Here is a 24,019-nt window from a genome sequence, read left to right on the forward strand (position 1 = left end):
GGCCGAGGGCACCCGCCCCCGGCCGGGTCGCCGGCCTCAGCCGGCCTCAGCCGGCGGTGGCCGGCTCGTCGGGCCGGTGGGCCTCCCGGGCCTGCATCCTCCCGCGGACGACGTGGGTGCCGGCGGCGATGGCGATCGCCGCGACCAACGCGAGGCCGCTGGCGACGTTCTGCCAGAAGGTGGTGACGCCCAGCAGCGTGAGGCCGTTGCGCAGCAGCCCCATGAACAGCACCCCGACCAGGACGTCGACCATGCTGCCCTCACCGCCGGTGAGCGCGATGCCGCCGAGCAGCACGGCGGTGATCACCGACAGCTCGAAGCCGGCGCCGAGCTGCCCGGCCGGGGCGCTGTTGAGCCGGGCGACGGTGATCGCGCCGGCCAGCCCGGCGGCGGCCCCGCTGGTGACGAACAGCAGGAACGGGATGCGCCGCACGTCGACCCCGGACAGGTAGGCGGCCTCCCGGTTCACCCCGATCGCGTAGACGTGCCGCCCGGCGGGCGTGCGGGTCAGGAACACCCCGGCGGCCAGCAGCACGGCCACGGCCAGCAGCGCCGGCAGCGGGATCCCGGCGATGTTGCCGATGCCCAGGAAGCCGAAGGCCTCCCCGAAGTTGCTCAGCGGCAACGGGCTGACCAGCTGGGCGACGCCGCGGACGGCGGTGAGCATGCCCAAGGTCACGATGAAGGAGGAGAGCCCGAACACCGTGGCCAGCACGGCGTTGACCACCCCGACCGCGGCACCGGCCAGCAGCGCACACCCGACGGCGACCAGCGGGGACCCGCCGGACTGCACCACCTTGCCGGCCACCACGCCGCCCAGGGCGAGGGTCGACCCGACCGACAGGTCGATGTAGCCGGCGATCACCAGCATCGCGACCGGGGCGGCGACGATCGCGATGACCGCCGCGTCCAGGAAGACCCCGCGCAGGTTGCCCCAGCCCAGCTGTGACCCGGTGGCCAGCTGCACGCCGGCCACCATCACCACCAGCAGCACGAGCAGCGGGTTCTTCACCAGCCAGCCCGCGGCGGCGGCGACCGGGGAGGGTGCGGCGGCGCGCCCGGTGGACGGGGTGCGACGGTCGGCACCGTCGACGGTGGGAGGTGAGGCGGTCGTCATCAGGAGGGCTCCAGCTCGGTGTGGATGAGGTCGAGCAGCTGCTCTTCGCCGGTGTGGCGCATGTCGAGGTCGTCGACGACCCGGCCCTGGCGCATCACCAGGCACCGCTGGGCCAGCGCGACCACCTCGTCGGGGTCGTTGCTGGCGAACAGCACCGCCAGGCCACGCTCGGCGGCCACCTGCCGCAGCACCTCGTAGATCTCGGCCCGGGCGCCGACGTCGACGCCCTGGGTCGGGTCGTCCAGCAGGAGCACCCGGGTACCGGCCCGGTCGTTGACCCAGCGGGCGATGAGCACCTTCTGCTGGTTGCCGCCGGACAGCCGGGACACCGGCACCTCGGGGTCGGCCGGGCGCAGCCCGAAGGCGGCCGCGGTGCTCCGGAAGACCTCCTGCTCCGCGCGGGGGCGGCGCCACCCCGCGCGCGCGGTGAGCGACATGACCCGCAGCACGGTGTTCTCCCCGGAGGACAGGGAGCCGAAGAGCCCCTGCCGGAGCCGGTCACCGGGGACGAGCGCCAGCCCGGCGCGGAGCGCGTCGTCGGGACGGCGGACCCGCACCGTGCGCCCGTCCACGGCGACCGTGCCGGAGGTGACCGGCCGGCGACCGAAGAGGGTCTCCAGCAGCCGCGACCGGCCGGACCCGACCAGCCCGTAGAGGCCGACGATCTCCCCGGGGCGGACCACCAGGGAGACGTCGTGCAGGCCCGGTGCCTGCAGGTGGTCGACGGTCAGCGCCGGGGGCGTGTCCGGGTCCACCGGCCGCGGCGCCACGGCCGCCCCGTGCGCGCGGCCGCTCACCGCGGTCACCAGGTCGGTCTTGCTGACCCCGGCCATCGGCTGGGACCACACGACCCGCCCGTCCCGCATGACCGTGGTGCGGTCGGCGAGCTCGACGACCTCGTTGAGCAGGTGGGTCACGTACAGGACGGCGATCCCCTCGGCCTTGAGCAGCCGCACCAGGTCGGCCAGCCGGCGTGACTCCACCGGGGACAGCGCGGCGCTCGGCTCGTCCAGGACGAGCAGCCGTGCCTCCCGGCTCAGCGCCTTCGCGATCTCGACCAGCTGCCGCTGGCCGATGGTCAGCTGCCGGACCGGGGTGTCCGGGGAGACGTCCAGGCCCACCCGCTCGAGCAGGCGCACCGCACGTGCCCGCTGGTCGGCGCGGCGCAGGAAGACCCCCGCCGTCGTCGTCTCCTGGCCGAGGAAGAGGTTCTCGGTGACGTCGAGCCGGTCGATGAGGCTCAGGTGCTGGTAGATCACCGCGATCCCCGCGGCGATGGAGGACCGGGGGTCCAGTGCGTCGTGCGTCGTCCCGCCGATCGTGATCGAGCCGGCGCTGGGTGCGGTGCCACCGCCGAGGCACTTGATCACGGTGGACTTGCCGGCGCCGTTGTGGCCGAGCAGGGCGTGCACCTCACCGGCGGCGATGTCCAGGTCGACGTGGTCGAGGGCCAGGGTCGGGCCGTACCTCTTGGTGAGGCCACGGATGGAGACGGTCATGCGGGGTCCTGTCATCCGGGGTGCAGGGGCGCCGTCGCGCAGCGGGCAGTGGCCGGGAGCGGCGGGCAGGGGGCCGACCGCCGCTCCCGGCGGCTCAGCCGCCGAAGGCGGTGATGTACTCCTGCAGGTCGGGGCTGTCCGGGGTGACCAGGTACACCGGGACGTCGGTCTCCGGCTCCTCACCGCGGCCCAGGGCCAGCGGGATGTCGATCGTCGCCTTCACGATGTCCTCGGACTTGACGGTGACGACGCCGCGCACGAAGTTCCCCTTCTGCATCTCCTGGAAGAGCGAGAGGTTGCCGTCCAGGCCCCCGACGTAGGTCTCCGGGTCGTCCGCGGCCCGGCCGGAGGACAGCAGGGCCTGGTAGGCGCCCTGGGCGGCGTCACCGACGGCGGCCAGCACCATGTCCACGTCGGGGTTCGAGGCCAGCACCGAGTTGGTGACCGTGAGCGCCTCCTGCGGGGTGACCGCCTGCTGCTGGGCGACGATCTCGGCGTCCGGCGCGGCGGCGCGCAGCCCCTCGAGGATCCCGTTGGTCCGCTCCTGCCCGATCTGGGTCAGCTGGTCCTCCAGCACCAGCACCGTGGGGGCCTCACCGAGGTTCTCCTGCGCCCACTGACCGGCGTCCTCACCGAGCATCCGCCCGGACTCGGTGAAGCTGAACTGCAGCGTGCTGCTCTGGTTCTCCAGGTCGCCGCCGTAGGTGACCCAGTACTTGCCGGCGTCCATGTACTGCTGCGCGATGGAGTCGACGCTGGCCGGGTCCATCGGGAAGGACACCACCGCGTCGACGTCGCTGTTGAGGTAGGTGGTCAGGTTCGACACCTGCGTCGACAGGTCGCTGTTGTCGTTGGTGAACTCGACGGTCACGCCCTGTTCCGCGGCGTAGTCCTGCATCTGCTGGCTCAGCACCGCGTAGATCGGCAGGGACGTGAAGGGGAAGTCGAAGAGGATCGTGTCGACCTCGGTGTCGCCACCGTCGGGAGCGGCCGCGGCGCTGCCGCTCTCGGTCGTCGTGCTGCAGCCGGTGAGGGCCAGGGTCACCGCGAGCGGGGCGACGACGACGGCGGTGGCTCGATGACGGCGTGCGGACATGGGGGCCTCGTTCTCTCCAGCGCGGGACGGGGGCAGGCCCCGGTCTCGACGGGCGAGCCGGGTCCGGTAGACCCTCGGGCCGGGCGGCACCGGTCGAGGACCATCGCGCGCACCCGATCTCGCCCTTTCACGCACCGTGGCCGCTCCGCCCGGCGGCGCGCACGCCACGGCCGGCCGCCCGGGGACCGGTCCCCGAGCGTGCTGTTCCCGCACGTCCGCCTCAGCTCAGGGACGCGCCGACCGTCCCCGGCTGCTCAGTGGGCCGTGGTCGCCTGCCGGCGCACCCGCCGGTCGAAGCGGTCGCGCCGGGCGCCCAGCGGCCGGCCGAAGAACCTGCCCAGCACGACGCCGGCGGCGAGCGCCAGCCCGATCGCCGCGGCCCCGACGAGTCCGTTCACCCCACGGCCGACGTCTCCCTCGACGACGACCGCGAAGAGCCCCCGGTAGATGGTCAGCCCGGGCAGCAGCGGGACGATGCTGCAGATCGCGAGCAGCAGGGGCGGGATCCGGAGCCGATCGGTCAGCGACTCCCCGCAGAACCCGGCGACCACGGCCGCCGCCGCACTCGCCACCGCGGGACCGGCTCCGAACGCGGCGGTCGCCGACGCCGTCGTCCAGGCCAGCGCGCCGGCCGCCGTGGCGACCCCGATGGCCGCCGGGCGGGCGTGCGAGGCCAGTGCCCAGGCCCCGGCCATCCCGGCGGCCGCGGCCAGCGTCACGGCGAACGGGACGCCGGACGTGCCCGGGTCGAGCACGGCCAGCGGGACCTGCGCCCGCTGCGCCAGGTCCAGGACCGCGGCGATGCCGACGACGATCCCGGTCGTCAGCGTCAGCACCTCGAAGCCCCGTGCCGCGGCGGTGACCGGGAAGCCGCTGATCGCGTCCTCGGCGGCGCCCACGAAGGAGAGGCCCGCCAGGAGCACCACGATCCCGGCGGCGACGACCAGCGAGGTGCGGACCTCGACCTCCCAGACGACGAGCAGGACGGCCGACGCCGTGGCCACCGCCGCACCGGCCACCTGCTGGAAGAACATCGGGAGCCCGCGCCGGTCGAGTGCGCGGATGGTCTGCTCGATCGCAGCCGTGGTCACCGCTGCGACCAGGGCCACCAGCCAGCCACCCCCGAGCAGGAAGGCGACGCAGCCCGCCACCCCCGACCAGCCGAGGGCGTGGATCGACCGGCGGTAGGGGTGCGGTGCGGCCAGGACCTGGTCCAGCTGGCGGTGCGCGTCCTCCAGCGCCAGGCCCTCGGCCTTGATCGCCGCCGCCAGGTCGGTGATCCCCTGCAGCCGGGTGTAGTCCAGCCCCCGGGGTCGGACGATGCGCATCAGCATCAGCGGCGGGACGTCGTCCGGGTCCCAGCTGATGGTCAGCGAGGTGAAGGTGATGTCGACCTGGCAGTCGGTCAACCCGTAGGCCGCCGCCACCCGGAGCACCGTGGCGGTCACGTCGGCCGCCGAGGCCCCGACCGCCATCATCGACTCCCCGATGCGGAGGGCCAGACCCAGCGCCGAGCGGGCGGTGCCCGCGTCGACCGGGCTGGGCCGGGCACGCAGCGCGAAGGGCGCCGTCGGCGGCCCGGATCCCGAGATCGCCTTCCGCGCGCGGTCCGGCAGGCGGGTCAGGTGCCGCTGGCGGCCGGGGCTCGTGGAGGGCACTCCACCAGGCTACGGATCACCGACGGCACGCACCGCTGACAGCGAAGGGCCGGCTCGTGGCCTTCCCCACAGCGACCGGAGACCATCGGCGACGGCCTCGTCCGGACCGACTCGCCACCGGGCACCACTTCCGACCCCCGGTCGGCGCGCCGTCGGCGGCGCGCCGAGAGGGTGAGACGCGTCACGAGGACAGTCCGGTCTCTTTTCCATAACGTGCCCGTCGCGCCGACTCAGTGGGCGTGACGCCGGCCCGCCCAACCCTGCCTGCCGACCGTCATCCGCAACTCGTCAAGGCAGGGGTGGGGGAACCACCGCACACGACGCGCCGACGACCAGTCGGCTCGTCTCGGGGTGAAGCCGGCATCGCCGGCCGGGCACCGATCGCCCGAACCCGACAGCTAACCCCTCAGGCGGTGATCGGAGATCACCATGCCCAAGCACTCTGCACCTCGTCTCGTCCGTCCCCTCGTCGTGGCCGGCGTCTCCGCCGTCACGCTCGGGCTGCTGGCCTTCCCGGCACAGGCCCACACCACCACCGCGCCACCCGCAGCAGCCGCTGCACCCGCCGCCGTCCCGGCAGACCAGGAGACCGTCGAGCGGCGCGCCGCGATCGCCGCGCTCCTGGAGGCCAACGGCGGGTCCTGGCGGGCGCTCTACGAGCGCAACCGCGACCTCCACGGCGGGCGTGACGACTCCCGCTCCGAAGGGCAGCTGCGGTTCGCCCTCGGCCTGGAGGACGGCGCACCGGCACCCGAGGCGGCTGTGACACCCGCCCTCGAAGCCGCCCCGGCCCCGGCTCCCGAGGTGGCCCCGGCCCCGGCTCCCGCCCCGGCCCCGGCTCCCGCCCCGGCAGTGGCTCCGGCCCCGGCACCCGCGCCGGCAGTGGCTCCCGCCCCGGCCCCGGCTCCCGAGGCGGCTCCGGCCCCCGCTCCGGCACCGGCCCCCGCTCCGGCGGTGGTCCCGGTCCCGGCGGTGGCGGTGGCCGCTGCCTCCCCGTCCACGGTCGCCCAGATCAGCAACAGCGCCGGTCCCGTGCAGCCGCGTGCGCAGGCCGCCGCGGACGCCGTCGTGACCGACGTGCCGGGCGCCGCGGGCATCACCATCGGTGGGACGCGGGCCAGCGCCGCCGACCCCAACGGCCACCCCTCCGGGCTCGCCCTGGACTACATGGTGATGTCCGACGCCGCTCTCGGGGACGCGATCGTCGCCTACCACATCGCCCAATGGGACCAGCTCGGCGTGGACTACATCATCTGGCAGCAGCGGATCCTCACCTCGCCGAACGGCTCCTGGAAGCCCATGGAGGACCGCGGCAGCGTGACGGCGAACCACTTCGACCACCCGCACGTGAACTACCAGGCAGGCTGACCCGCCCGGGTCCCGCCACCAGGGTCCAGACCGTGCCCTCCTGCCCGCGCTGCGGGCAGGAGGGCACGTCCGCTCTCCCCACCGGCACGACCCCTCGGCCACGCCCGAGGCCCGCCGACCACCTCCGAGCCCGGGCGTGGGAGGGTCGGGTGGAACCAGCTGTTGTGGGGTGGCGTGCCCAGCCGCGGGCACCGTCGAGATCGACCGCCTGCGACCCGTGAGCCGATCGAGGGTCCCCGACCCGTGGCCCGGGAGGCGCAGCGCAGTCAGCACTCGGCGTCGGCCGGGTGGCGCTCGCCGGTGGGCCCGATGCGCTCGTCGCCGCACCGGTGCCCCGACGACGACGAGGGATCCATGTCCACGATCGACTTCTCACCACGCAGGCCCGGGCGTCGCCGCCTGCGTCGGACCGCCGCGCCCACCGACCGCCCGGCGATGCGCGGGTCGAGCCGGCGACCGCGCCGCCAGCGCAGGGCCCGGGCCCTGGCCCAGGCCTGGCTGGGACGCCTCGTGGAGCGGCGGATCCGGCGGAAGGGCATCGACCTCACCGAGCTGACCTTCTTCCCGGAGGTCGCCCGGCTGCCCCTGCTGCGGAACGGCGTGGACCCCGTGCCGGAACTCGCGGAGCAGCGCGCCCGGTGTCCGGTGGCGCGGTTGGACCTGCCGATGGGGTTGGCCGTGCACCTCGTGACCGGCTACGAGCAGGCTCGCGCCGTCCTGACCGACCGCGACTCCTACAGCAACGACATCCGGCACCTGTTCCGTGACGCCGGACCGGGGTCGACAGCCGACGTCGGCGGCCTCGGCTTCACCGACCCGCCGGTGCACACCCGGCTGCGCAAGCTGGTCGCGCCGGAGTTCACCCGGCGCCGGCTGGACCGGCTGGAGCCCACGGTCCAGGCGATCGTCGACCGCCGGCTGGACGAGCTCGCGGCCGCGGGATCGCCGGCGGACCTGGCCGAGTACGTCTCCTGGCGGGTCCCCATGGACGTGATCTGCGGGCTGCTGGGCCTGGACGACGCCGACCACGAGGCCTTCGTCCGACTGGGCACCCAGCGGTTCGACGCCACCGGCGGCGCCGCGGCGGCGCTCGGCGCGGTGTCCGAGCAGAAGCGGATCCTCCTCGACGTGGTGGCCCGGCAGCGGCTGGCACCCGGGGACGGCCTGATCGGGCGGATCCTCCGGGCCGAGGGCGACGGGATCTCCGACGACGACCTCGCGGGCCTGGTCGACGGCATCGTCACCGGCGGGTACGAGACGACCGCCAGCTCCATCTCCCTGGGCACCATGGTGCTGCTGCGGGACCCCGCGCACGCCGCCCTCGTCCGGGACGGTTCGCCGGCCGACGTCGACGGCCTGGTGGAGGAGCTGCTGCGCCACCTGTCGGTGGTCCAGGTGGCCTTCCCGCGGTTCGCCAAGCAGGACCTGGAACTGTCCGGCTGCCCGGTCCGGCAGGGCGACCTCGTCGCCGTCTCCCTCAGTGGGGCCGACCGCGACCCGGACTGGGCGGGCCCGGAGCCCGACCGGTTCCGGCCGGGGCGGTCGACCGACGGAGGGCACCTGGCGTTCGGCCACGGGATGCACCGCTGCGTCGGTGCCGAGCTCGCCCGCATGGAGCTCCGGATCGTGCTCCCCGCGCTGTTCCGCCGGTTCCCCGACCTGGCCGTCGCCGTCCCGGAGGAGCAGCTCCCCTGGCGCGAGCTGTCCTTCGTGTACGGCGTCGAGCAGCTGCCGGTCACCTTCTGACCGCCCCGGACGGGGCGCTGGGGAGTCTGCGCCGTGTCCGCGTCGGAGCCGGTCGACCGGGGTAGCAAGGCCCCGTGTTCGATCCGGCGGACCCGGTGTTCCGGCTCTCCCCCTACGGCTACCGGTGGCTGCGCGGCCGGGTGGCCGGCAGCGAGGTGGCGCTGTGACCGCCCCCGTTCCGGTGAGCCGGGACCGGCCGCCCCGGAGACGGCGCCGTGGTGGCGCACCGCCGTCGTCTACCAGCTCTGCCCGCGGTCCTTCGCCGACGCCTCCGGGGACGGCATCGGGGACCTGGAGGGGATCCGGGCGCACCTGGACCACCTCAGCTGGCTCGGCGTCGACGCGCTGTGGCTGTCACCGATCCACCCCTCCCCCATGGCCGACGCCGGCTACGACGTCAGCGACCACCGCGACGTCGACCCGGTGTTCGGCGACCTGGAGGCCTTCGACCGGCTGCTCGCCGAGGTCCGCGCCCGGGGGAAGCGGCTGATGCTGGACTGGGTGCCGAACCACACCAGCGACCAGCACCCGTGGTTCCTGGACTGCCGCAGCTCCCGGGACTCCCCCCGCCGGAGCTGGTACCTGTGGCACGCCGGACGCGCCGCCGAACAACTGGCTTGCCCAGTTCACCGGCGGCCCGGCCTGGACCTGGGACGAGCACACCGGCCAGTGGTACCTGCACCTGTTCCTGCCCGAGCAACCGGACCTCGACTGGAGCGAGCCGGCGGTCCGGGAGGCGATGCACGAGGTGCTGCGCTTCTGGCTGCGCCGCGGGGTCGACGGTTTCCGCGCCGACGTCGTCCACCTCATCGGCAAGGACCCCGCCCTGCCCGACCACCCGCCGGAGCTGGTCGGGACGAACATCGTGCACGACCACGACCTGCCGGTCACCCACGAACTGCTCCGCGGCATCCGCGCGGTGCTCGACGAGTTCCCCGGGGACCGTGCGATGGTCGGCGAGGTCAACCTGCGCTCACCGGGCCTGGTCGCCCCGTACCACGGGGCCGGCGACGAGCTGCACCTCGCGTTCAACTTCCTGCCCATGCTCGGGCCGTGGGACTCGGACTTCTGGCGGTCCACGATCTCCGAGACGCTCGCGGCGCTGACCGCCGTCGGGGCCTGGCCGACCTGGGTGCTGTCCAACCACGACAACCCCCGGCACCGCACCCGGTACGGCGGGTCGGAGCAGCGGGCGCGCGCCGCCGCGGTGCTGCTGCTCACCCTCCCCGGGACCCCGTTCCTGTACGCGGGTGAGGAGCTGGGCCTGGAGGACGCCGTCGTCACCCCGGACCAGCGGGTGGACCCCGGCGGGCGCGACGGGTGCCGGGCACCGGTGCCGTGGACGCCGGACGCCGGCCACGGCTGGCCCACCCAGCCGTGGCTGTTCTTCCCCCCGGACGCCGCGGCCCGCAGCGCCGCAGCCAGCGCGCGGACCCGACGTCGGTGCTCGCCCTCTACCGGCGGCTGCTGTCCGCCCGCCGCGGCTCACCGGCGCTGCACCAGGGCTCGTGGACGGCGGTGCCCGCCCCGGACGGCGTCCTGGCCTACGAGCGTCGCGCGGACGGCGACCGCCGGATCGTCGCGGTCAACTTCCGGGACGCACCCGCCGACCTGCCGCTGGCCGAGCCGGCGACGGTGCAGGTCGCCTAGACGGGCCGGGACGAGGGCGCAGCGTGGTCGGGGACCCTGCTGCCGTCGGAGGCGGTCGTTCTCGTCCCGACGCCGACCTGACCGCTCCCCCGACGTCGAGGCGACGGCAGCGTCAGCGCCGCTGCTGCCGGCGGGCGACGACGACCAGACCGCCGAGCACCACCGCGATGGGCAGCCAGGGCGGCAGCCCGAACGGGCCCAGCAGCAGTGACGCCACGAACAGCAGCAGCTGGAAGGCCACGAAGAAGCCGACCAGCACGACAGCGAAGAAGACGACCGGCCGCTCGATCTGCAGGCGGCGCAAGTGCTCCATGACCCATCCCCTCGTCGGTGTGCGTCCCGCAGGGGACACCAGCCACATCGGCAGACCCGGCCAGAAGTCGAGCCGACCCCGGCCCCGGCCCCGGCCTCGATGTCGCCGGAGCAGGACCTGTCGGGCTCACCGGACCTGAACACGCGCCCCATCGACCCGCATTCCTGCCCGGGTCCACCGCGGCCGTGATCCGGGCTGCTCTCGTCAGCCCGCACCACGTCCCAGCAGCGGCAGGGAGCGCGGCGGGCCGCAGGACGACCGATGCGGTCCGTCGTCGGCGGAGGCAAGGAACGATGAACAGATCCGGGCATGCCAGTCGGAGGAACCCGCGTGGGTGGTGAGCGACGCGGCCGTTGGCCGCTGGCCATCGCCGTCGGTGCGCTGTTGGCGACCGTCGCCTTCACGGCCAGCGGGGTCGGCACCGCGGCCGCCGGCGACGACGACCGCGGCCAGGGGTGCCATGGCCCAGAACGCCATCCTGTTCATCGGCGACGGCATGGGCGTGGCCGCGCGCGATCCCGGGGCGCTCACCACCGTCGGCCTCGCAGCATCACCACCGTGCGCGAGACGACTTCTTCCACGATCGGGAGGTCGTCAGCCTCGGCGACACGCGCCACCTCGAGTCGTGATGCTCCTGCACGAATGCTGGTGGAGGCCACCGCCGTCCGGCCGGAACCAGAGGAGCTCCCGAACGCGCGGGGTGGCGACGCCCCGTCCGTCGAGGCCGGCGGGCGCGCTCGGGCTACCCCGTGCCCACGAGGCGCACGTGCACCACCTTGTTGCCGCCGGCGCTCTGCACCTCCCGGAGCTCGATGTTGGGCTGCGCAGACATCAGCAATCCAAGGCGGGCGTAACCGTAGTTCCTCGAGTCGAAGGCCGGATGGTTGGCGACGAGCTGGAACCCGACGTTGGACAACAGCGCCCACCCGTCGTCCTCGAGTCGCGCCGACACTGCCGATTCCAGCATGTCAGCCAGCTCCGGCACGTCTCCTGCAGATGGCCCGGCTTCCGCTGCCCCGAGGCCCAGAACGGGTTGAGCGTCTCCAGGTGGAGGAGCGGCTGCGACTTCCTCCATCGCCTGCTCCTCGTCAACGCTGTCGGCGCCCGCGAGCACCTCGAGGAAGGTGAAGCGATCACACGCGTTGCTGAAGGCACCCGAAGCGCTCTTCGCGCCGATGCCCACGACTCGCGTGCCCGCTTCGCGGAGCCTCATGGCCAATCTGGTGTAGTCGCTGTCATTGGCGACCAGACAGAAGGTGTCCACCTGACCGGAGTACAACAGGTCCATCGCGTCGATGACCAACGCGATGTCGGTGGCCCCCTTTCCGTACGAATATGCTATCTGCTGGACCGGTTGGATCGCGAGGCTGGGCAGCACCGATCGCCATCCCTTCAGATATGAACTCCCCCAATCGCCGTACCCGCGCTTCACCCCCAGCACCCCATGAGTCGTTGCTTCAGCGATGATGGCGGCAGCCCGCTGCCACGAGACATTGTCACAGTCGATGAGCAATGCGACCCGCGCTGGACGCCGCTGCGCTTGCTCAGCGCTCATTCATCCTCCTGGGCATTCAGGTACTAGGTCGATGTCGCGAACCTAGCAGGGCCATTTCTTCTGCGGAAGGTCACCGAGCGGCTGCGACGGAATGCAACTCAGCCGGCAGCAACTGGTCCGTTCATGCTGATCCGCGTCCCGCAGGGAGTCCCGTTCGGGCCGCGGTGACTCCAGCCGCCGACGGCAGTGGACCGGAACCACGGTCACAGCACGGGGCTCGCCCGGCGGTCGATGCCGAGGGTGGCGACGAGGTCCTCGTGGAGCTCGAACCAGACCCGGTGGCAGGAGTCGACGTCAGTGCGGTCCACCCATGCCACCTCATCCGCCCGAGCCCGCGCCGGTGCGGCGCTGAAGCGGCTGTCGTGGTCGCGGAACCGGCTGAGGACGGCGGCGAGTCGCTCGATCAGCGGCGCGAGGTCCTCGTCGACGGCTTCGAGGACCGGCAGGACGTGGTCGTCCCAGGCGGGGTCGGTGTGGTCGTTGGGCGCCAACCGATCACCGGGGGCGGGTCGGAGCTGCCAGTCGGTACAGGCCTGCAGCACACGACCGTTCAGCGACAGAAAGCCGTCGTAGGCGTCGCGGACCTCCTCGGCCCGGCCGGTACGGGCGAGCTCGGCGGCCAACTGGCGCTCGTTCTCGCGGCGCCCGCGGTCGGTCAGGGACCAGCCGGCCGTGCCGGCGAAGGCGGTGTGGGCGACCCACCCGTTGGCCTCGGCGTCGAGCAGGTGCTCGCCCGTCCCGGCCTGGTCGAGCTCGAATCGTCGAGCGACCGCAGCGCTGTCAGCGAACCCGACGACACGTACGGCGTGGAGCACCAGCAGCTCCGTTGGCGAGGTCTGGGTCACGTGTCGCGGTCCTGCCGCGCCGCCAGGCGGGTGTGGTGCTGCTGACAGGCCTGCGGCGACCTGAGCCCCATCGCCGTCGCCATCTGCGCCCAGGTCAACCCAGCTGCTCTGGCGGTGAACAGCAGACCGGCCTCGAGCTGGTCGACCTCGGCGTGGGCGGCGGGGACCAACGTCAGTGCGCACAGCAGGTCGTCTGGCTGCAGGTCTGCGGAGCGCCAGAGGGCGACGTGCAGGAGGTCGACGGCAGCCGGCGGCACCGACGCCGGCCGCCACGGACGCTCGGTCACCGCCCCCGAGGCGAGCTCGGTCAGGCGCGCCTGGGCCTGCTGCTCACGCGCCGTGCCGCAACGATGAACTGCGCCCGTCCCTGCTCGATGGAGGTGATGAAGCCATAGATGCCGCGCAGCGTCATGAACGGAAGCTCGGTGCCGAGGAAGTCGGCGAGAAGCACCGGCAGGGAGGTCAGTGCGACCAGCGCTCAGACCAGCGCCGCCCAACTGCCGCGCGCACCCAGGAGTAGGCAGTGGGGCTGCGGACATTGTCACCTGGCACGAAGACAGCGGCACCGAGCAGGCAGCCGACAACGACCACCGCTGCGCCGTCGGAGACCAGCCGCAGGGTGGGCACCAGCCAGGTCACCAGTGCACAGGGCATGGGAATTCCCGGCAGTGGTTCGGGATCCAGGGCGCCAGCGGCCCAGATGGTCACCGCGCAGGTTGCAAGGGCGACCAACGCGGCACCGGCAAGAAGGACACGGCGTCGTGGTGGCGTGACCGGTGCCTTGGAGACCTGTGCGGGCGGATCACCCATGTGCCCGTCTCCGCCGGAGGTGGGCAAGCGCGGCGCAGGATCGCCGCGGCCGAGTCCCGGTGACGTGGGCCCCGGGCCAGCGGGTCGCTGCCCAGGACCCTTCCTCGATCCTCGATCGGGGTCACCGGCGACGGTCATGGTCACGCCTCACCGAACGTGTCCCGCACACGATCGTCTCGCATACCCCAGGGGGGTAAGGGTATGGTCAGGTGTGGCGACATGGCCCCTCCCGGCCAAGCCTCCTGATCACCGCCCCACGGACCTCGACATCCCGAGACGTCTGCATGAAACAAGAGAGCAAAGGTAAAGACTCATGAGCATGTCCACCTACACGGTCGTCGGCATGACCTGCGCGCACTGCGTCAACTCGGTGACTCAGGAGGTGAGTCAGGTTGCGGGTGTGAGCGACGTCAGCGTCGACCTGCCCACGGGCGGCCTGACCGTGACCACCGCCACCGACGTCGACGAGTCGGCGGTCCGCGCCGCCGTCGAGCAGGCGGGCTACCAGGTCATCGAGCCCGTCAGCAGCGTGGCGACGTCAAGCCTCCCCTTGCTGATGGCCAACGGACGAGGTTCGGGCTGCGGCTGCGGTTGCAGCTGAGTTCGACCAGCCCTGCTCGGTTGCACTGACACGGCCATCGGCTCGGTCGACGTCCAGCCAAAGCAGCCTTGACGCGTGGACGCCACGCCCATCGCACCGACTCCTGACACAGCCCGCGCAACTCGCCCCAGGCCGCGCAGCGTCACTCCATCAGGGCCGGGTGGAGAGACGCTGCGCTGCGGGCTGCGGGAACTCGGTGACCCCCCGGCGTTCGCTGCTTCGAACTCCGTGTGCGTCAGCCGGCACGACCTCGCCGATGCCCGGCCGGCCCGCCCCACCGCCGTCGTCGTCAGCGAGGGCGCCGCGCGGGATTGCCCCCCACGTATGGGCAGTCGTCGCAGCGCGGATCGGAACGGCAGCACTTCTCTGGCTCGGCAGAGTCCGCCGGCGCCGACAGACGACCAAACACCTGACAGAGCGTGTCGACGACCAGCCCTCTTGACCACTCTGCCGGGATCCACCGACAGCAGATGCGCCGTGGCAGGACCATCGGGAGTCGTGTTGGAGACCATTGGGAGCAGGGAACCAGTGACAGCCGTTCGCATTCGCCTCGTCCCCGACGCCCCAGCCAACAAATGCCGTCAGGCGAAGCCCGCAGGTGTTCTGCGCCGGCCCGCTGATCATCCGGAAAGGCCGAAGCCCCAGCTCGACCGCATCTTCGGCGGGCGACCTCCCATGCGATCACACGCGACGATGGCGTGCGGCAGTCCGGTCTCTGTCACCGAAGGAAGACCCTCGCGTCGGCAGGCGGCAGCAGGTGCTCAAGTTGCATAACCGTGATCGGCCGCGTAGCGGCCGAGGCTCTCCTCCAGGTCCTCGCCGGCCTCGACCAACTGCTGCGTCAGAACGGTCACGTAGTCGTGGAGCGCACCATCCAGCACAGCCGCGGCGAGTCGTACGTCAGCGCGGGCGGATCTGCTGGCGGCCCTTGTCAGATCGAGGACATAAGGGAGCTTGGCTGGTAGGGACGACACGACGTCGGCCTCGCGGAAGTAGTACGTCTCGGAGTACTGCGTGAGATCGACGCGCACCTGAGCGAGTTGCTCTGCCAACGAGTGCAGGAGTGTGGACGCTGCCGATGAGTCCAACGTCGAGAGGGCCCCGGCGGTGCCGGCCTTCTCCAGGAGGGACAGCCGGATGGCCAGCACCCGTCGCCGAGCCAGGGCGGGATAGACCTGGAGCACCCATGAGACTGCGGCCGTCAACAACGCGAAGCCGATGAAGGCCTCAACCGGTGCCAGCATTCGGAGCCAACCGTAGATCGGGACGATGTCGCCGTATCCGAGCGTGGCAAGCGTCACCAGAGACACGTAGAGGGAGTCTGCGAAGTCTCCCCGCTGCGCGGGGTTCAGGCTGGAACCGAACGAGAATCCCTCGGCCATGTGCGGCCAGTAGATGAGGGTCCACCCGAACAAGATGAGAAGGGCCCACGTCAGGATCACGGCCAACAGGGCAGCAGGCCCGATCACCGATGTCTGCTCACTCCGACTCTTCAGCAGCCGGGTACCTCGCCACACGGCCTGCAGGACCAGGCGGCTGATGGTGCCCTGACCACTCGGGTGCCAGATCCGGTGGAACATGTCCCGCAAAGAAAGCAGCACCAAGATGGCGCCTGCCACGGAGATGAGCCAGCCCACGCGTCGTTCCCCTGTCGTTTCGTTCGTTCTTGTGGTCATTGCCCGGCCCGTGCACCACAGCTTCCCCCTGCTGCTGACCGGTTGGTGGGGTGCACTGATGATCTGGCTGCGGGCCTGGCCAGGAGCCACCGGGCTCGGTGTCTCTGTCCTCTGAGCGACAAGTACAGCCGGTCCTGCATGCCGGTCAGCAGGTTCGGCTCAACGCGCTGGTGGCGGCCCAGCTTGAACGACGGGGGTGATGAACAGCGAGTCCCGCGCCCCGTCAACGACCCTGGGGCTGAGTCGCCTGAACGGCTGGGCAGGCCGATTGTCGTGCCTCTGCCCCGCCTCCAGCGGTGCCGTCGTCGGCCTCCATCGGCAGCTCAACCAGCACTGCGACCGACGTCGGTCTGGCGCGACTACGGCTTTGGTAGCACCGCCTCGCTCAGGCTGCTTGGGAGAATGGGCGGAGCTGTTGGCCACTCGAGACCCTGGCCCACTGCGTGCAACGGACGGCGGTGCCGCCGGTCAGCCAGTGGCCGGTGCCCAGACCTCTACGTACGGTCTTCCCACTCAGCCTGTCGTCGAACGACGGCGTGGCCTGCCCGGAGCAACTGCCCCGCGGCGTGGACTGCCCAGGGGGGCCACCCGGTGGAGATTGAGTGGCCCCGTCGAGGTCAGCCGCAGCCACCGCCCAGCGGCATGCCGCGCGAGGCCAGCCACGGAACCGGATTGCTGCGGTTCTGGTAGAGCCCGCCCTGGTGAACCTCGAAGTGCAGGTGCGGGCCGGTGGACTGACCCGTGTTGCCCACCAGCGCGATCTGCTGGCCAGCGGACACCTGCTGTCCCGCGTCGACCGAGTAGCTGTCGATGTGCCCGTAGAGGGTGATCGAGCCGTCCTCATGCTCCAGGTAGACGGCCAGCCCAAAGCCGGATGCGGGGCCGGCCTGGAGCACCACGCCGGCTTCGGGCGCGTAGATGGGTGTGCCGATCGGGGCGGCGATGTCCACGCCGTAGTGCATGGTCCCCCAGCGGGCGCCATAACAGGAGGTCACCCGCCCCGACGTCGGAATGCCAGCGCCGGAAGCAGCTCGCTCACCTCCCCGGGAAGCCGCACCATCCAGCCGTTCCGCCACAAGTGGATCGACATCTCCGCTGCTCTGTTGCTCCGTCGGTACCGCAGCGGCGTCGCCGCCGGCCTGCTGTCCCATCGGCCCCGCAGCAGCATCGCCTCCGAGGGTGACCACCCGCTCCCGCGCCTCCTGCAACTGCTGCTCCACCGCGGCCCTGTCCCTCACGGCGACGTCGTAGGTCTGCTGCGCCGCAGCGAGCTCGTCGTTGGCGACCCGTTCGGCCTCGGCGGCGGATGCGGCGGCCGTATCGCGGGCACCCACGGCGGCTTTCGCTGCCTCCGTAGCCGCCTGCTGCTGGCGCTGGACGACCTCGAGCTCGTCCAGTTGCTCGCCCCGGTCATCACCCAGGATCTCCAGCGTGGCGGCTCGTTGGAGGACTTCCTCGGGGCTGCCTGCAGCGAAGAAGGCCGACGCACTGCCGTAGGCGTCGGCACCCATGTAGCTCTGCCGGGCCAGCGCGACGACGTCGGCTTGCGCCTGCCCGACTGCTACCTGCGCAGCCGCCAGCTCGGCCACCCGGGCGTCGGCCTCCTGCCGGGCTGCGAGCAGCTCGGCCTGGGCGACCAGGCTCCGATCGGCGACCGCCTCAGCCTCCACCGTCAGGCGCTGCAGGGTCTCCTCTGCCGTGACCACCGACTTCTCGATGCTGGCAAGCGCAGCCTCGGCCTCGGCGAGTCCGGGTTGGCCTGCCGGGGCCGGCGGGGGCCCATGTGCGGCGTGGGCTGCCGGACCGGTGAGGACCAGCAGCAGGGCAGCACCGGCGGCCAGCGTCGGCGCGGTGAACGCGGCGCGCCACCGGGGGCGGCGGCGTGAGTGGACATGGTGCCGCAAGACGGTGTCGTGCGATGTCGCCAACGTGGCGAGCTCCGTTCTCCCTCACCGTCTACCGAGTTAGCTGACGGGTTCGGGCCGGAGACAGCCCTACTCGCGGCGGCCCACTGGCCAGGCGAGACTCACCCCAAGGGAACGATGGGTCCCCGGTCTGCCACCGCGTGAGCGGCAGCAGTTCGACGGGGTCCGCGCGAGGACCTCTGGGCGAGATCGGGGCTCGGGTGGACCGGCCGAGACGCTACAACGAATCCCGATGGTCGTCACAATCCCGTAACGCCAGCCAACCATCGTGGCCAGCCGCACCTCTGCGGGCCAGTGCGTGTGCGCAGGCGGCCGATCAGGCGGATGCCGGACCGGACTCGATGCGCCTGAGCAGATCAGCAGCCCAAAGGCATGGACGGCAGGGTCGCGAGCCACCTGCCCGCGACCGACCGGGCCACCCTGCAGGCAGTTGCCGACGACGCCGGCGTGCCCCACCGGACCCTGTCCCGGTTCCTGATCACCTCGGCTGCCGTGACCGCCCTAGCACCAGCGCACTCCTGGGCCCGGTTGTCGACACTTCGAGCACACGCCCGCCTGCAGTGGCGTGCTCCTGCTTGTCGGAACTGTTCAGGCGGCTCTTCCCCTCGGGAACCCCAGTCGGTCATGCCCGGACGTTGGGACGAGCCAACGCTGCGGCCGGCACCCTGAGGTGCGGTGTTGCCGATGCTCCCAATCCCAATCCCGATCGCAGGAGCGGAGGACCTCTGACTCCCGGCAACGCGCAGTGGCCCGCTACCGCATGGACGCCGAGCGGATCCCGTCCTCGTCGTCCCGGCCTTCAGCTCGGTCTCGGAGGTTCAGGAGCATCTTGCGGATCATCCAGAAGTCCGCGACCTCAAGGAGTACCGAGAAGGCAATGGACATGGGAAACAGCCGGATCCGAGATCGGATCCGGGTGAGCACGCGCGTCGTCCCGTCCGGGCGTGGCTCCAGCTGCCAGACCCAGGTGGTGTCGCCCGGCGTGCCCCAGACCATCGTGCGGGGCGGATCCATGGCGTGGACCCGCAGCCCCTGCCGGCCGTCCGGGCTCATCGGCACGACGTCGCCGGGCGCGAGGTTCTGGAGTTCGGGGACGACGCGCCGGGCGCTGGGGCGACCGAGGTTGTCCAGGAGGTCATAGCTGTACCAGCCGGCGCGTGTCACTCCGACCTGGACGAGCCATGGCCAGATCTCTTCGGGCGGTGCGGCTACTGAGATCGCCCGGGTGGCAAGGAACGTCGGACAGGCGACCAGGTCGTCTCCCGGAAGCGGACGCGAGACTTCATCGGCGGTCGCGCCCCAGGTCAGCTGTCGCGGTCGCACCACCGCGAGATGGATCGCTGCCCCGGCGAGGCCGAACAGGACCAGGAGTCCGCGCCACGGCCCCACGGCCATGAGCGCCGCTCGCCTCCCGCACGGCGCGGTCATGAGCGGGTCCAGCGGCGATAGCCCTGTGCGTCGTTGGAGGTGATGCGCTCCCACTTCGACGTCATGGTGGGGATCGAGCCCAACTGCACGACCGCCCGCCAGCGACAGGTCGTGGGCCACCGGCGGAAGACCGGCACGACGCTGATCACCACACGCATCAGCCGCGACAGGCGTCCTCGCCGCCACCTCTCCGTCACCCGCCACCTCTCCGTCACGTCGAGGGCGAGCATCACCTGGTCGTCGTTGCGCTCTACCGACCACGCGCCACCGGTCAGCCGGACGTCGTCCACCGCGACATACCAGTGCCCTTCCTCGACGGTGCCGTCGGGGAAGGCGCGGATGTCGGGCAGCGCGGGATCGAGGTCCAGCCGAGCGCAGTGCCCGCCTTGCTCGGCGGCGATGACTTCGATCGCGGACCGGTCTGGCGTGAACTCCAGGTGCACCCCCGCGACCACGGCAGACAAGGGCCCGTGCTGGGTGCGATTTGCCTCGACGGCGCACAGTGGTGCGGCGTACTCGGTCAGATGCCGCCGGTGCAGGCGGGCACCCGGCAGGCGTCCGGTGGAGACCTCGCGGCCGCCGATGCTGATCGTGGGGCGTGTGCTGGTGACGCGCCGACGCTCCCCTGCCGGGAGCCGGACCAGCCGGAACGAGTTCCTTGCGCCGGGGCGGTTCCTCGAGCCATCAGCGTGGACCAGCACCTCAACCCTGACCGGCACTCCACTTGGCCAGCCGCCGCTCCGACTCCTCGGGGCTGACCTCCTCGACCTTGGTCATGATCGCCCAGCGGTGACCGAACGGGTCGTAGATCGAGGCGAACCGGTCGCCGGTCACGAAGGTGCTCGGCTTCTCGCGCACTGTGGCGCCACGATCCACCGCCCTCGCGAACACCGCGTCGACCTCGGGGACGTAGACGCACGTCGAGCGGCTGACCGTGTCGCCGTCGAGGATCGGTGCGCCCAGCCCGAACCCGTCGTTGGGGTCGGAGAGCTGCAGCCGTCCCGCACCGAAGTCCATCTCCGCGTGCATGACCGAGCCGTCGGGGCCGTCCATCCGGCTCACGAGGGTCGCTCCGAATACCGCTCCGTAGAAATCGATGGCGGCAGCGGCCGGGGAGCACACCAGGAAGGGGGTCAGCGCGGTGTAGCCCTCGGGCCGTCCATTCGTGATCGTCATGTGCCTGAGCCTGGTTACGCTCCAGACGTGGCGTCTTGGAAGAACGCGACAACCACCGAGCCGACGACGCGCGGCGTGCTGCGTCCGGCCGAGACCGAGGCCACGGCTCACTTGCGGCGTGACGCCGACGTCCATCCCATGCTGGCGCCGTTCGTGGAGCGCTACTGGTCGGTGCGCTGGGATCGCACCGGCCGCCCGCCCTTCCGCTCCGAGGTGCTGAGCCATCCCAGCGTCAACCTGTCAGTGGAGTCCGGCGACGGGACGCGCTTCGGACTCGCGCTGCCCGCCGTCCTGGTGCACGGAGTGGTCACCCGCCGGTTCACCGTCGACCTGGTGGGCGTCGGTCGGGTGACGGCGGTCAAGTTCCGCCCGGGCGGGTTCCGGGCGTTCACCGGTGTGCTGCCGGCCCGCAACGCTGTTGCACCGCTCGGCAGCGAGCTGGGGATCGATTCGGATCGGTTGCGCGTGACGGTCCTGGCCGCGGAGGACGACGCCGACCGGGCCGCCGTCCTGGACGCTGTCCTCGCCCCGCGCGCGCCGAACCCGGAGCCCGCGTACCTCGACCTGCTCGCGGTGCTCGACCGGATGATCGGCGACCGCTCGCTGGTGCGGGTCGAGCAGGTCGCCGCCTTGGCCGGCCTGAGCATCCGGTCCCTGCAGCGGCTGTTCGCCGGCTACGTCGGCGTCAGCCCCAAGGCGGTGATGGCCCGGTACCGGTTGCAGGACGCCGCAGCGCTCATCGACACCGCGGAGGTCGATGACCTCGCGGGCCTGGCGGCGTCTCTGGGCTGGTTCGACCAGGCCCACTTCAGCCGCGACTTCCGCTCCGTCGTCGGGATGCCTCCGGCGGCCTACCTACGACGGGCGCGTCAGGACAACCAGCCGGTGACCCCGCCTGATGCCCAGCCACGGCATCCCGCTCAAGGTGGTGTCCGACATCTCGGTCACTCCTCCATCGCGGCTACTGCCCCGTCGACGGCCACGTCTCCCCCGACGCCGTGGCCACCCTGGGCGCCGTCCTGACCGACTTAGGGTCGGCTAATGGTGGTCAAAATGGTGGTCAATCCATCCGAAAGAGCAACAGGGGCCGTTCCCGGTCTCCCGGAAACGGCCCCTGACCTGTGACTTCTTCTGTCGGGCTGACAGGATTGGAACCTGCGACCCCTTGACCCCCAGTTTCCTGAGCGGGGTCCGCCGCCGTCCACCCTGATCAGAGTTCCCCTGGTCAGCGCGTCACCACGTCCGACCGCCCAGCGGCAGGGGGTGCCAGGACTTGTCTCCGTGCCACCCCGTCCCGGACCCGGCCCGGGCTGGACGGCGGATCGCCGTCCAGCCCGTCGTCCTCAGCGCACCCCGGCGCTCTCGAGCCGGTCGGCATCGGTGCGGTCGGTCCCGTCCCGGTCGGCGTCCTCGTTCGCCGCCCCGGGAGGCGAGGGGCGGCCGTCCGGCCCGGGGACGCCGGTCCCGTCCTCCCGGCGCCGCAGCCACCGGTCCACGACGAGGTTGAGCAGCAGTCCGATGACGCCCCATACGGCGATGACCAGGAGGTCCCGGCCGACCCCGGCACCGTCGAAGTAGACCAGCGACCTCGCCGCGTCCACCGCCGCGGGCAGCGGCAGCACCTCCGACAGGCCGCGGAAGACCTCGGGGACCATGTACAGCGACAGTCCGCCCCCCGAGGCCGGGACGCCGGCCAGCATCAGCACGACCATCACCGGCACGATCGCGGCCAGCCCCAGCGTCCGGGTGAAGGCGCCGGTCACCACCGCCATGGCGAAGATGGTCGCCGCCCCGAAGCCGATCATCTGCCAGGCGTTCCCGTTGACCGCACCGATGACCACGTCGAAGAGCAGCCACAGCCAGACGGCCATGCCGACCGACCAACCGGCGAGGTGCGGCACGAACTGGCGGAAGCGCTTCAGCTCGGGAGCACCACCGCGGAAGACGGCCATGATCAGGAAGCCGGCCATGATCCAGGCCATGCCGACGTACATGCTGTTGCTGCCCATGGTGTCGGAGTCGCGCAGCGGCGTCAGGTCGGTCTCTGTGAGTGGCACCTGCTGCCCGGCAGCGACCTGACCGAACACCGCGCGCACCACGCTCTGCTGGCTGACGCCGGCGCCCGCGGAGGTGTAGAGGGTGGCGTCCTCACCTGGGCCGGCGGGGAGCACGTAGGCGGCGACGACCTCCCCGTCGACGACGGCGTCGGTCGCGGCGTCCACCGACCCGGCCACCTGGACGTCGACCATCGACCCCAGGCTCGACTGGAGACCGTCGGCCACCTGCGACGCCTGCTGCTCCGTCGACCCGACCACGGCCACCGGGAGCTCACGCACCGTCGGCTCGTGCATGGCGAAGCTCATCAGGCCGACCACCATGACCAGGATGGACAGCGGGAACGCCGCTGCGGTCACGTAGCGGAACCGCAGGGACCGCAGCGGGCCGCCGGCCAACGCCGGGAGTGGCGCGTCCGGGTCGGTGACCGGTGGGGCGCCGGGAACCGCCAGGCCGCTCGCGCGCTCCTTGAGCAGCGACAGCCCCAGCGCGACCACGACCCAGACGGTGAGCGTGAGCAGGTGCCTGCCGAGCCGCTCACCGTCGAAGTAGACGAGCGAGCGCAGCGCCTCCCCCGCGGCCGGGAGCGGCAGCACGCCGTGCAGAAAGGAGAAGAAGCCCGGCATGACGTCGACCGACAGCGCCAAGCCCGAGGCCGGCATGCCCAGCACGACGTAGAGCAGCATGCCGATGAGGACGGCGAGGGGGCCCATCAGCTTGGTGAACAGCAACTGGGCCGCCCCGACCGCGCCGATGGCCAGCATGCCGACGCCGAAGAAGCCGAGGAAGTGCCCGTCCACGGCACCCACGATCGGCCCGAGGATGAGCCAGATGAGCGCGCTCGTCCCGGCCGCCCAGCCCAGGAGCACCGGAACGAACCGCCGGACCGCCAGCAGCTGCGGCAGGCCCAGCAGGATCACGCTGAGCGGGACGTACCCGGCCAGCATCATCCCCATGGCGGCGAAGAGCACCGCCGTGCCGGAGGAGTCACCCGGGTTCAGCGGGGCGACGTCCTCGGACTCGATGGTCCAGCCCTGCTGGACGGCGACCGGCGCGAGCAGCTGCTGGACGGTCGTGGCCTGTGAGGGCCCGGCCGCGTTCGCGGTGTAGAGGGTCGCCGCGTCGGTGCCCGGCTGCGGGACACGCAGCGCGCCGACGACCTCACGGCTCTCCAGCAGCTCGACAGCCTCGTCCGCCGAGCGGACCAGACGCGGCTCCACGGCGTCGTCCGGGACGGCGGCGAGCGAGTCGACGACCGCTTCGGCCTGCGCGCCGACGCCCACCACCGCAACCGGCATGTCCCGCGGGTGCGGCGCGTGCATGGTCCCGACGTACGTCGCGTACATCATCGTGACCATCAGGAAGGGGATGAGGAACAGGAAGACGTAGCGCGCGATGCGGGTCCGGCGGTCCTCGATCGGTGGGCCGACCACGGGAGGACCGGCAGCGGACGATGCGGCAGTGAGGGGCTCCATGCGACTGCTCCTGACGAGGGCGGGCG

At 72.0% G+C, this 24,019-nt stretch carries 21 protein-coding genes, 1 pseudogene and 2 riboswitches; of the genes and pseudogenes, 6 read left to right on the forward strand and 16 right to left on the reverse strand.

What is annotated here, in order from left to right; genetic code table 11:
* Window positions 1-46: 46 nt before the first annotated feature.
* The 4 genes from O2W20_RS10325 to O2W20_RS10340 form a co-directional block, all read right to left on the reverse strand.
* On the reverse strand, window positions 47-1,117 hold the full coding sequence (locus O2W20_RS10325; protein WP_269172718.1) for an ABC transporter permease: 1,071 nt from the start codon (window positions 1,115-1,117) through the stop codon (window positions 47-49).
* Window positions 1,117-2,616: a sugar ABC transporter ATP-binding protein gene (locus O2W20_RS10330; RefSeq protein ID WP_269172717.1), complete on the reverse strand. Its 1,500-nt coding sequence runs from the start codon at window positions 2,614-2,616 to the stop codon at window positions 1,117-1,119. The genes O2W20_RS10325 and O2W20_RS10330 overlap by 1 nt, the downstream gene beginning before the upstream one ends.
* 94 nt (window positions 2,617-2,710) lie before the next feature.
* Window positions 2,711-3,712 carry a sugar ABC transporter substrate-binding protein gene (locus O2W20_RS10335; protein WP_269172716.1) on the reverse strand — a complete coding sequence of 334 codons (1,002 nt, stop codon included), beginning with the start codon at window positions 3,710-3,712 and terminating at the stop codon, window positions 2,711-2,713.
* Window positions 3,713-3,966: 254 nt separating this feature from the next.
* The gene (locus tag O2W20_RS10340) at window positions 3,967-5,370 is read right to left on the reverse strand and encodes a threonine/serine ThrE exporter family protein (RefSeq protein WP_269172715.1); all 1,404 of its coding nucleotides are present in this window, start codon (window positions 5,368-5,370) and stop codon (window positions 3,967-3,969) included.
* A gap of 269 nt (window positions 5,371-5,639) precedes the next feature.
* Window positions 5,640-5,798, forward strand: a riboswitch (cyclic di-AMP (ydaO/yuaA leader).
* Between the two features lies 1 nt (window position 5,799).
* On the opposite strand from O2W20_RS10340, the gene O2W20_RS10345 reads away from it, so the two are divergent.
* The 4 genes and pseudogenes from O2W20_RS10345 (at window position 5,800) to O2W20_RS10360 (ending at window position 10,134) form a co-directional block, all read left to right on the forward strand.
* Complete coding sequence (locus O2W20_RS10345) at window positions 5,800-6,738, forward strand: hypothetical protein (RefSeq protein WP_269172714.1); 939 nt, start codon at window positions 5,800-5,802, stop codon at window positions 6,736-6,738.
* A gap of 354 nt (window positions 6,739-7,092) precedes the next feature.
* Entirely contained in the window at window positions 7,093-8,484 is a 1,392-nt protein-coding gene (locus O2W20_RS10350) for a cytochrome P450 (RefSeq protein WP_269172713.1), read from the forward strand.
* A 300-nt stretch (window positions 8,485-8,784) separates the two neighbouring features.
* A pseudogene (locus O2W20_RS10355) lies at window positions 8,785-9,832 on the forward strand (alpha-amylase family glycosyl hydrolase); the annotation flags it as partial.
* Between the two features lie 29 nt (window positions 9,833-9,861).
* Window positions 9,862-10,134 (forward strand): DUF3459 domain-containing protein, encoded by a 273-nt coding sequence (locus O2W20_RS10360; protein WP_269172712.1) that lies wholly within the window; start codon window positions 9,862-9,864, stop codon window positions 10,132-10,134.
* A gap of 112 nt (window positions 10,135-10,246) precedes the next feature.
* Here the strand turns inward: O2W20_RS10360 and O2W20_RS10365 are convergent, their stop codons facing one another.
* The 6 genes from O2W20_RS10365 to O2W20_RS10390 form a co-directional block, all read right to left on the reverse strand.
* A complete protein-coding gene (locus tag O2W20_RS10365) occupies window positions 10,247-10,447 on the reverse strand; it encodes a hypothetical protein (RefSeq protein WP_269172711.1) in 201 nt (66 codons plus the stop codon).
* A gap of 742 nt (window positions 10,448-11,189) precedes the next feature.
* Entirely contained in the window at window positions 11,190-12,002 is an 813-nt protein-coding gene (locus O2W20_RS10370; RefSeq protein WP_269172709.1) for an NYN domain-containing protein, read from the reverse strand.
* A gap of 203 nt (window positions 12,003-12,205) precedes the next feature.
* Window positions 12,206-12,847, reverse strand: coding sequence for a hypothetical protein (locus O2W20_RS10375; RefSeq protein ID WP_269172708.1), 642 nt, complete (start codon window positions 12,845-12,847; stop codon window positions 12,206-12,208).
* The gene (locus O2W20_RS10380) at window positions 12,844-13,134 is read right to left on the reverse strand and encodes a hypothetical protein (RefSeq protein ID WP_269172707.1); all 291 of its coding nucleotides are present in this window, start codon (window positions 13,132-13,134) and stop codon (window positions 12,844-12,846) included. Before O2W20_RS10380 ends, O2W20_RS10375 begins: the two co-directional genes overlap by 4 nt.
* A gap of 20 nt (window positions 13,135-13,154) precedes the next feature.
* On the reverse strand, window positions 13,155-13,298 hold the full coding sequence (locus O2W20_RS10385; RefSeq protein WP_269172706.1) for a hypothetical protein: 144 nt from the start codon (window positions 13,296-13,298) through the stop codon (window positions 13,155-13,157).
* A gap of 11 nt (window positions 13,299-13,309) precedes the next feature.
* Window positions 13,310-13,657: a hypothetical protein gene (locus O2W20_RS10390; protein ID WP_269172705.1), complete on the reverse strand. Its 348-nt coding sequence runs from the start codon at window positions 13,655-13,657 to the stop codon at window positions 13,310-13,312.
* A 313-nt stretch (window positions 13,658-13,970) separates the two neighbouring features.
* Here O2W20_RS10390 and O2W20_RS10395 point away from each other — a divergent pair, with 313 nt between their 5' ends.
* The gene (locus O2W20_RS10395; RefSeq protein ID WP_269172704.1) at window positions 13,971-14,258 is read left to right on the forward strand and encodes a heavy-metal-associated domain-containing protein; all 288 of its coding nucleotides are present in this window, start codon (window positions 13,971-13,973) and stop codon (window positions 14,256-14,258) included.
* 761 nt (window positions 14,259-15,019) lie between these two features.
* Here the strand turns inward: O2W20_RS10395 and O2W20_RS10400 are convergent.
* From O2W20_RS10400 to O2W20_RS10420, 5 genes are all read right to left on the reverse strand, one after another.
* Complete coding sequence (locus tag O2W20_RS10400) at window positions 15,020-15,895, reverse strand: potassium channel family protein (protein WP_269172703.1); 876 nt, start codon at window positions 15,893-15,895, stop codon at window positions 15,020-15,022.
* A gap of 656 nt (window positions 15,896-16,551) precedes the next feature.
* A complete protein-coding gene (locus O2W20_RS10405) occupies window positions 16,552-17,862 on the reverse strand; it encodes a M23 family metallopeptidase (RefSeq protein ID WP_269172702.1) in 1,311 nt (436 codons plus the stop codon).
* Window positions 17,863-17,876: 14 nt separating this feature from the next.
* A riboswitch (cyclic di-AMP (ydaO/yuaA leader) is annotated at window positions 17,877-18,020 on the reverse strand.
* 592 nt (window positions 18,021-18,612) lie between these two features.
* A complete protein-coding gene (locus O2W20_RS10410) occupies window positions 18,613-19,287 on the reverse strand; it encodes a hypothetical protein (RefSeq protein WP_269185496.1) in 675 nt (224 codons plus the stop codon).
* Window positions 19,284-19,988, reverse strand: coding sequence for a hypothetical protein (locus tag O2W20_RS10415; RefSeq protein ID WP_269172700.1), 705 nt, complete (start codon window positions 19,986-19,988; stop codon window positions 19,284-19,286). The genes O2W20_RS10410 and O2W20_RS10415 overlap by 4 nt, the downstream gene beginning before the upstream one ends.
* 1 nt (window position 19,989) lies before the next feature.
* The gene (locus O2W20_RS10420) at window positions 19,990-20,463 is read right to left on the reverse strand and encodes a VOC family protein (protein ID WP_269172699.1); all 474 of its coding nucleotides are present in this window, start codon (window positions 20,461-20,463) and stop codon (window positions 19,990-19,992) included.
* A 27-nt stretch (window positions 20,464-20,490) separates the two neighbouring features.
* On the opposite strand from O2W20_RS10420, the gene O2W20_RS10425 reads away from it, so the two are divergent.
* Window positions 20,491-21,486, forward strand: coding sequence for a helix-turn-helix domain-containing protein (locus O2W20_RS10425; protein WP_269172698.1), 996 nt, complete (start codon window positions 20,491-20,493; stop codon window positions 21,484-21,486).
* Between the two features lie 320 nt (window positions 21,487-21,806).
* Here the strand turns inward: O2W20_RS10425 and O2W20_RS10430 are convergent, their stop codons facing one another.
* Window positions 21,807-23,993 (reverse strand): ABC transporter permease, encoded by a 2,187-nt coding sequence (locus O2W20_RS10430; RefSeq protein ID WP_269172697.1) that lies wholly within the window; start codon window positions 23,991-23,993, stop codon window positions 21,807-21,809.
* Window positions 23,994-24,019 lie beyond the last annotated feature (26 nt).

The organism is Modestobacter sp. VKM Ac-2982, from assembly GCF_026967935.1.
Classification (GTDB): domain Bacteria; phylum Actinomycetota; class Actinomycetes; order Mycobacteriales; family Geodermatophilaceae; genus Modestobacter.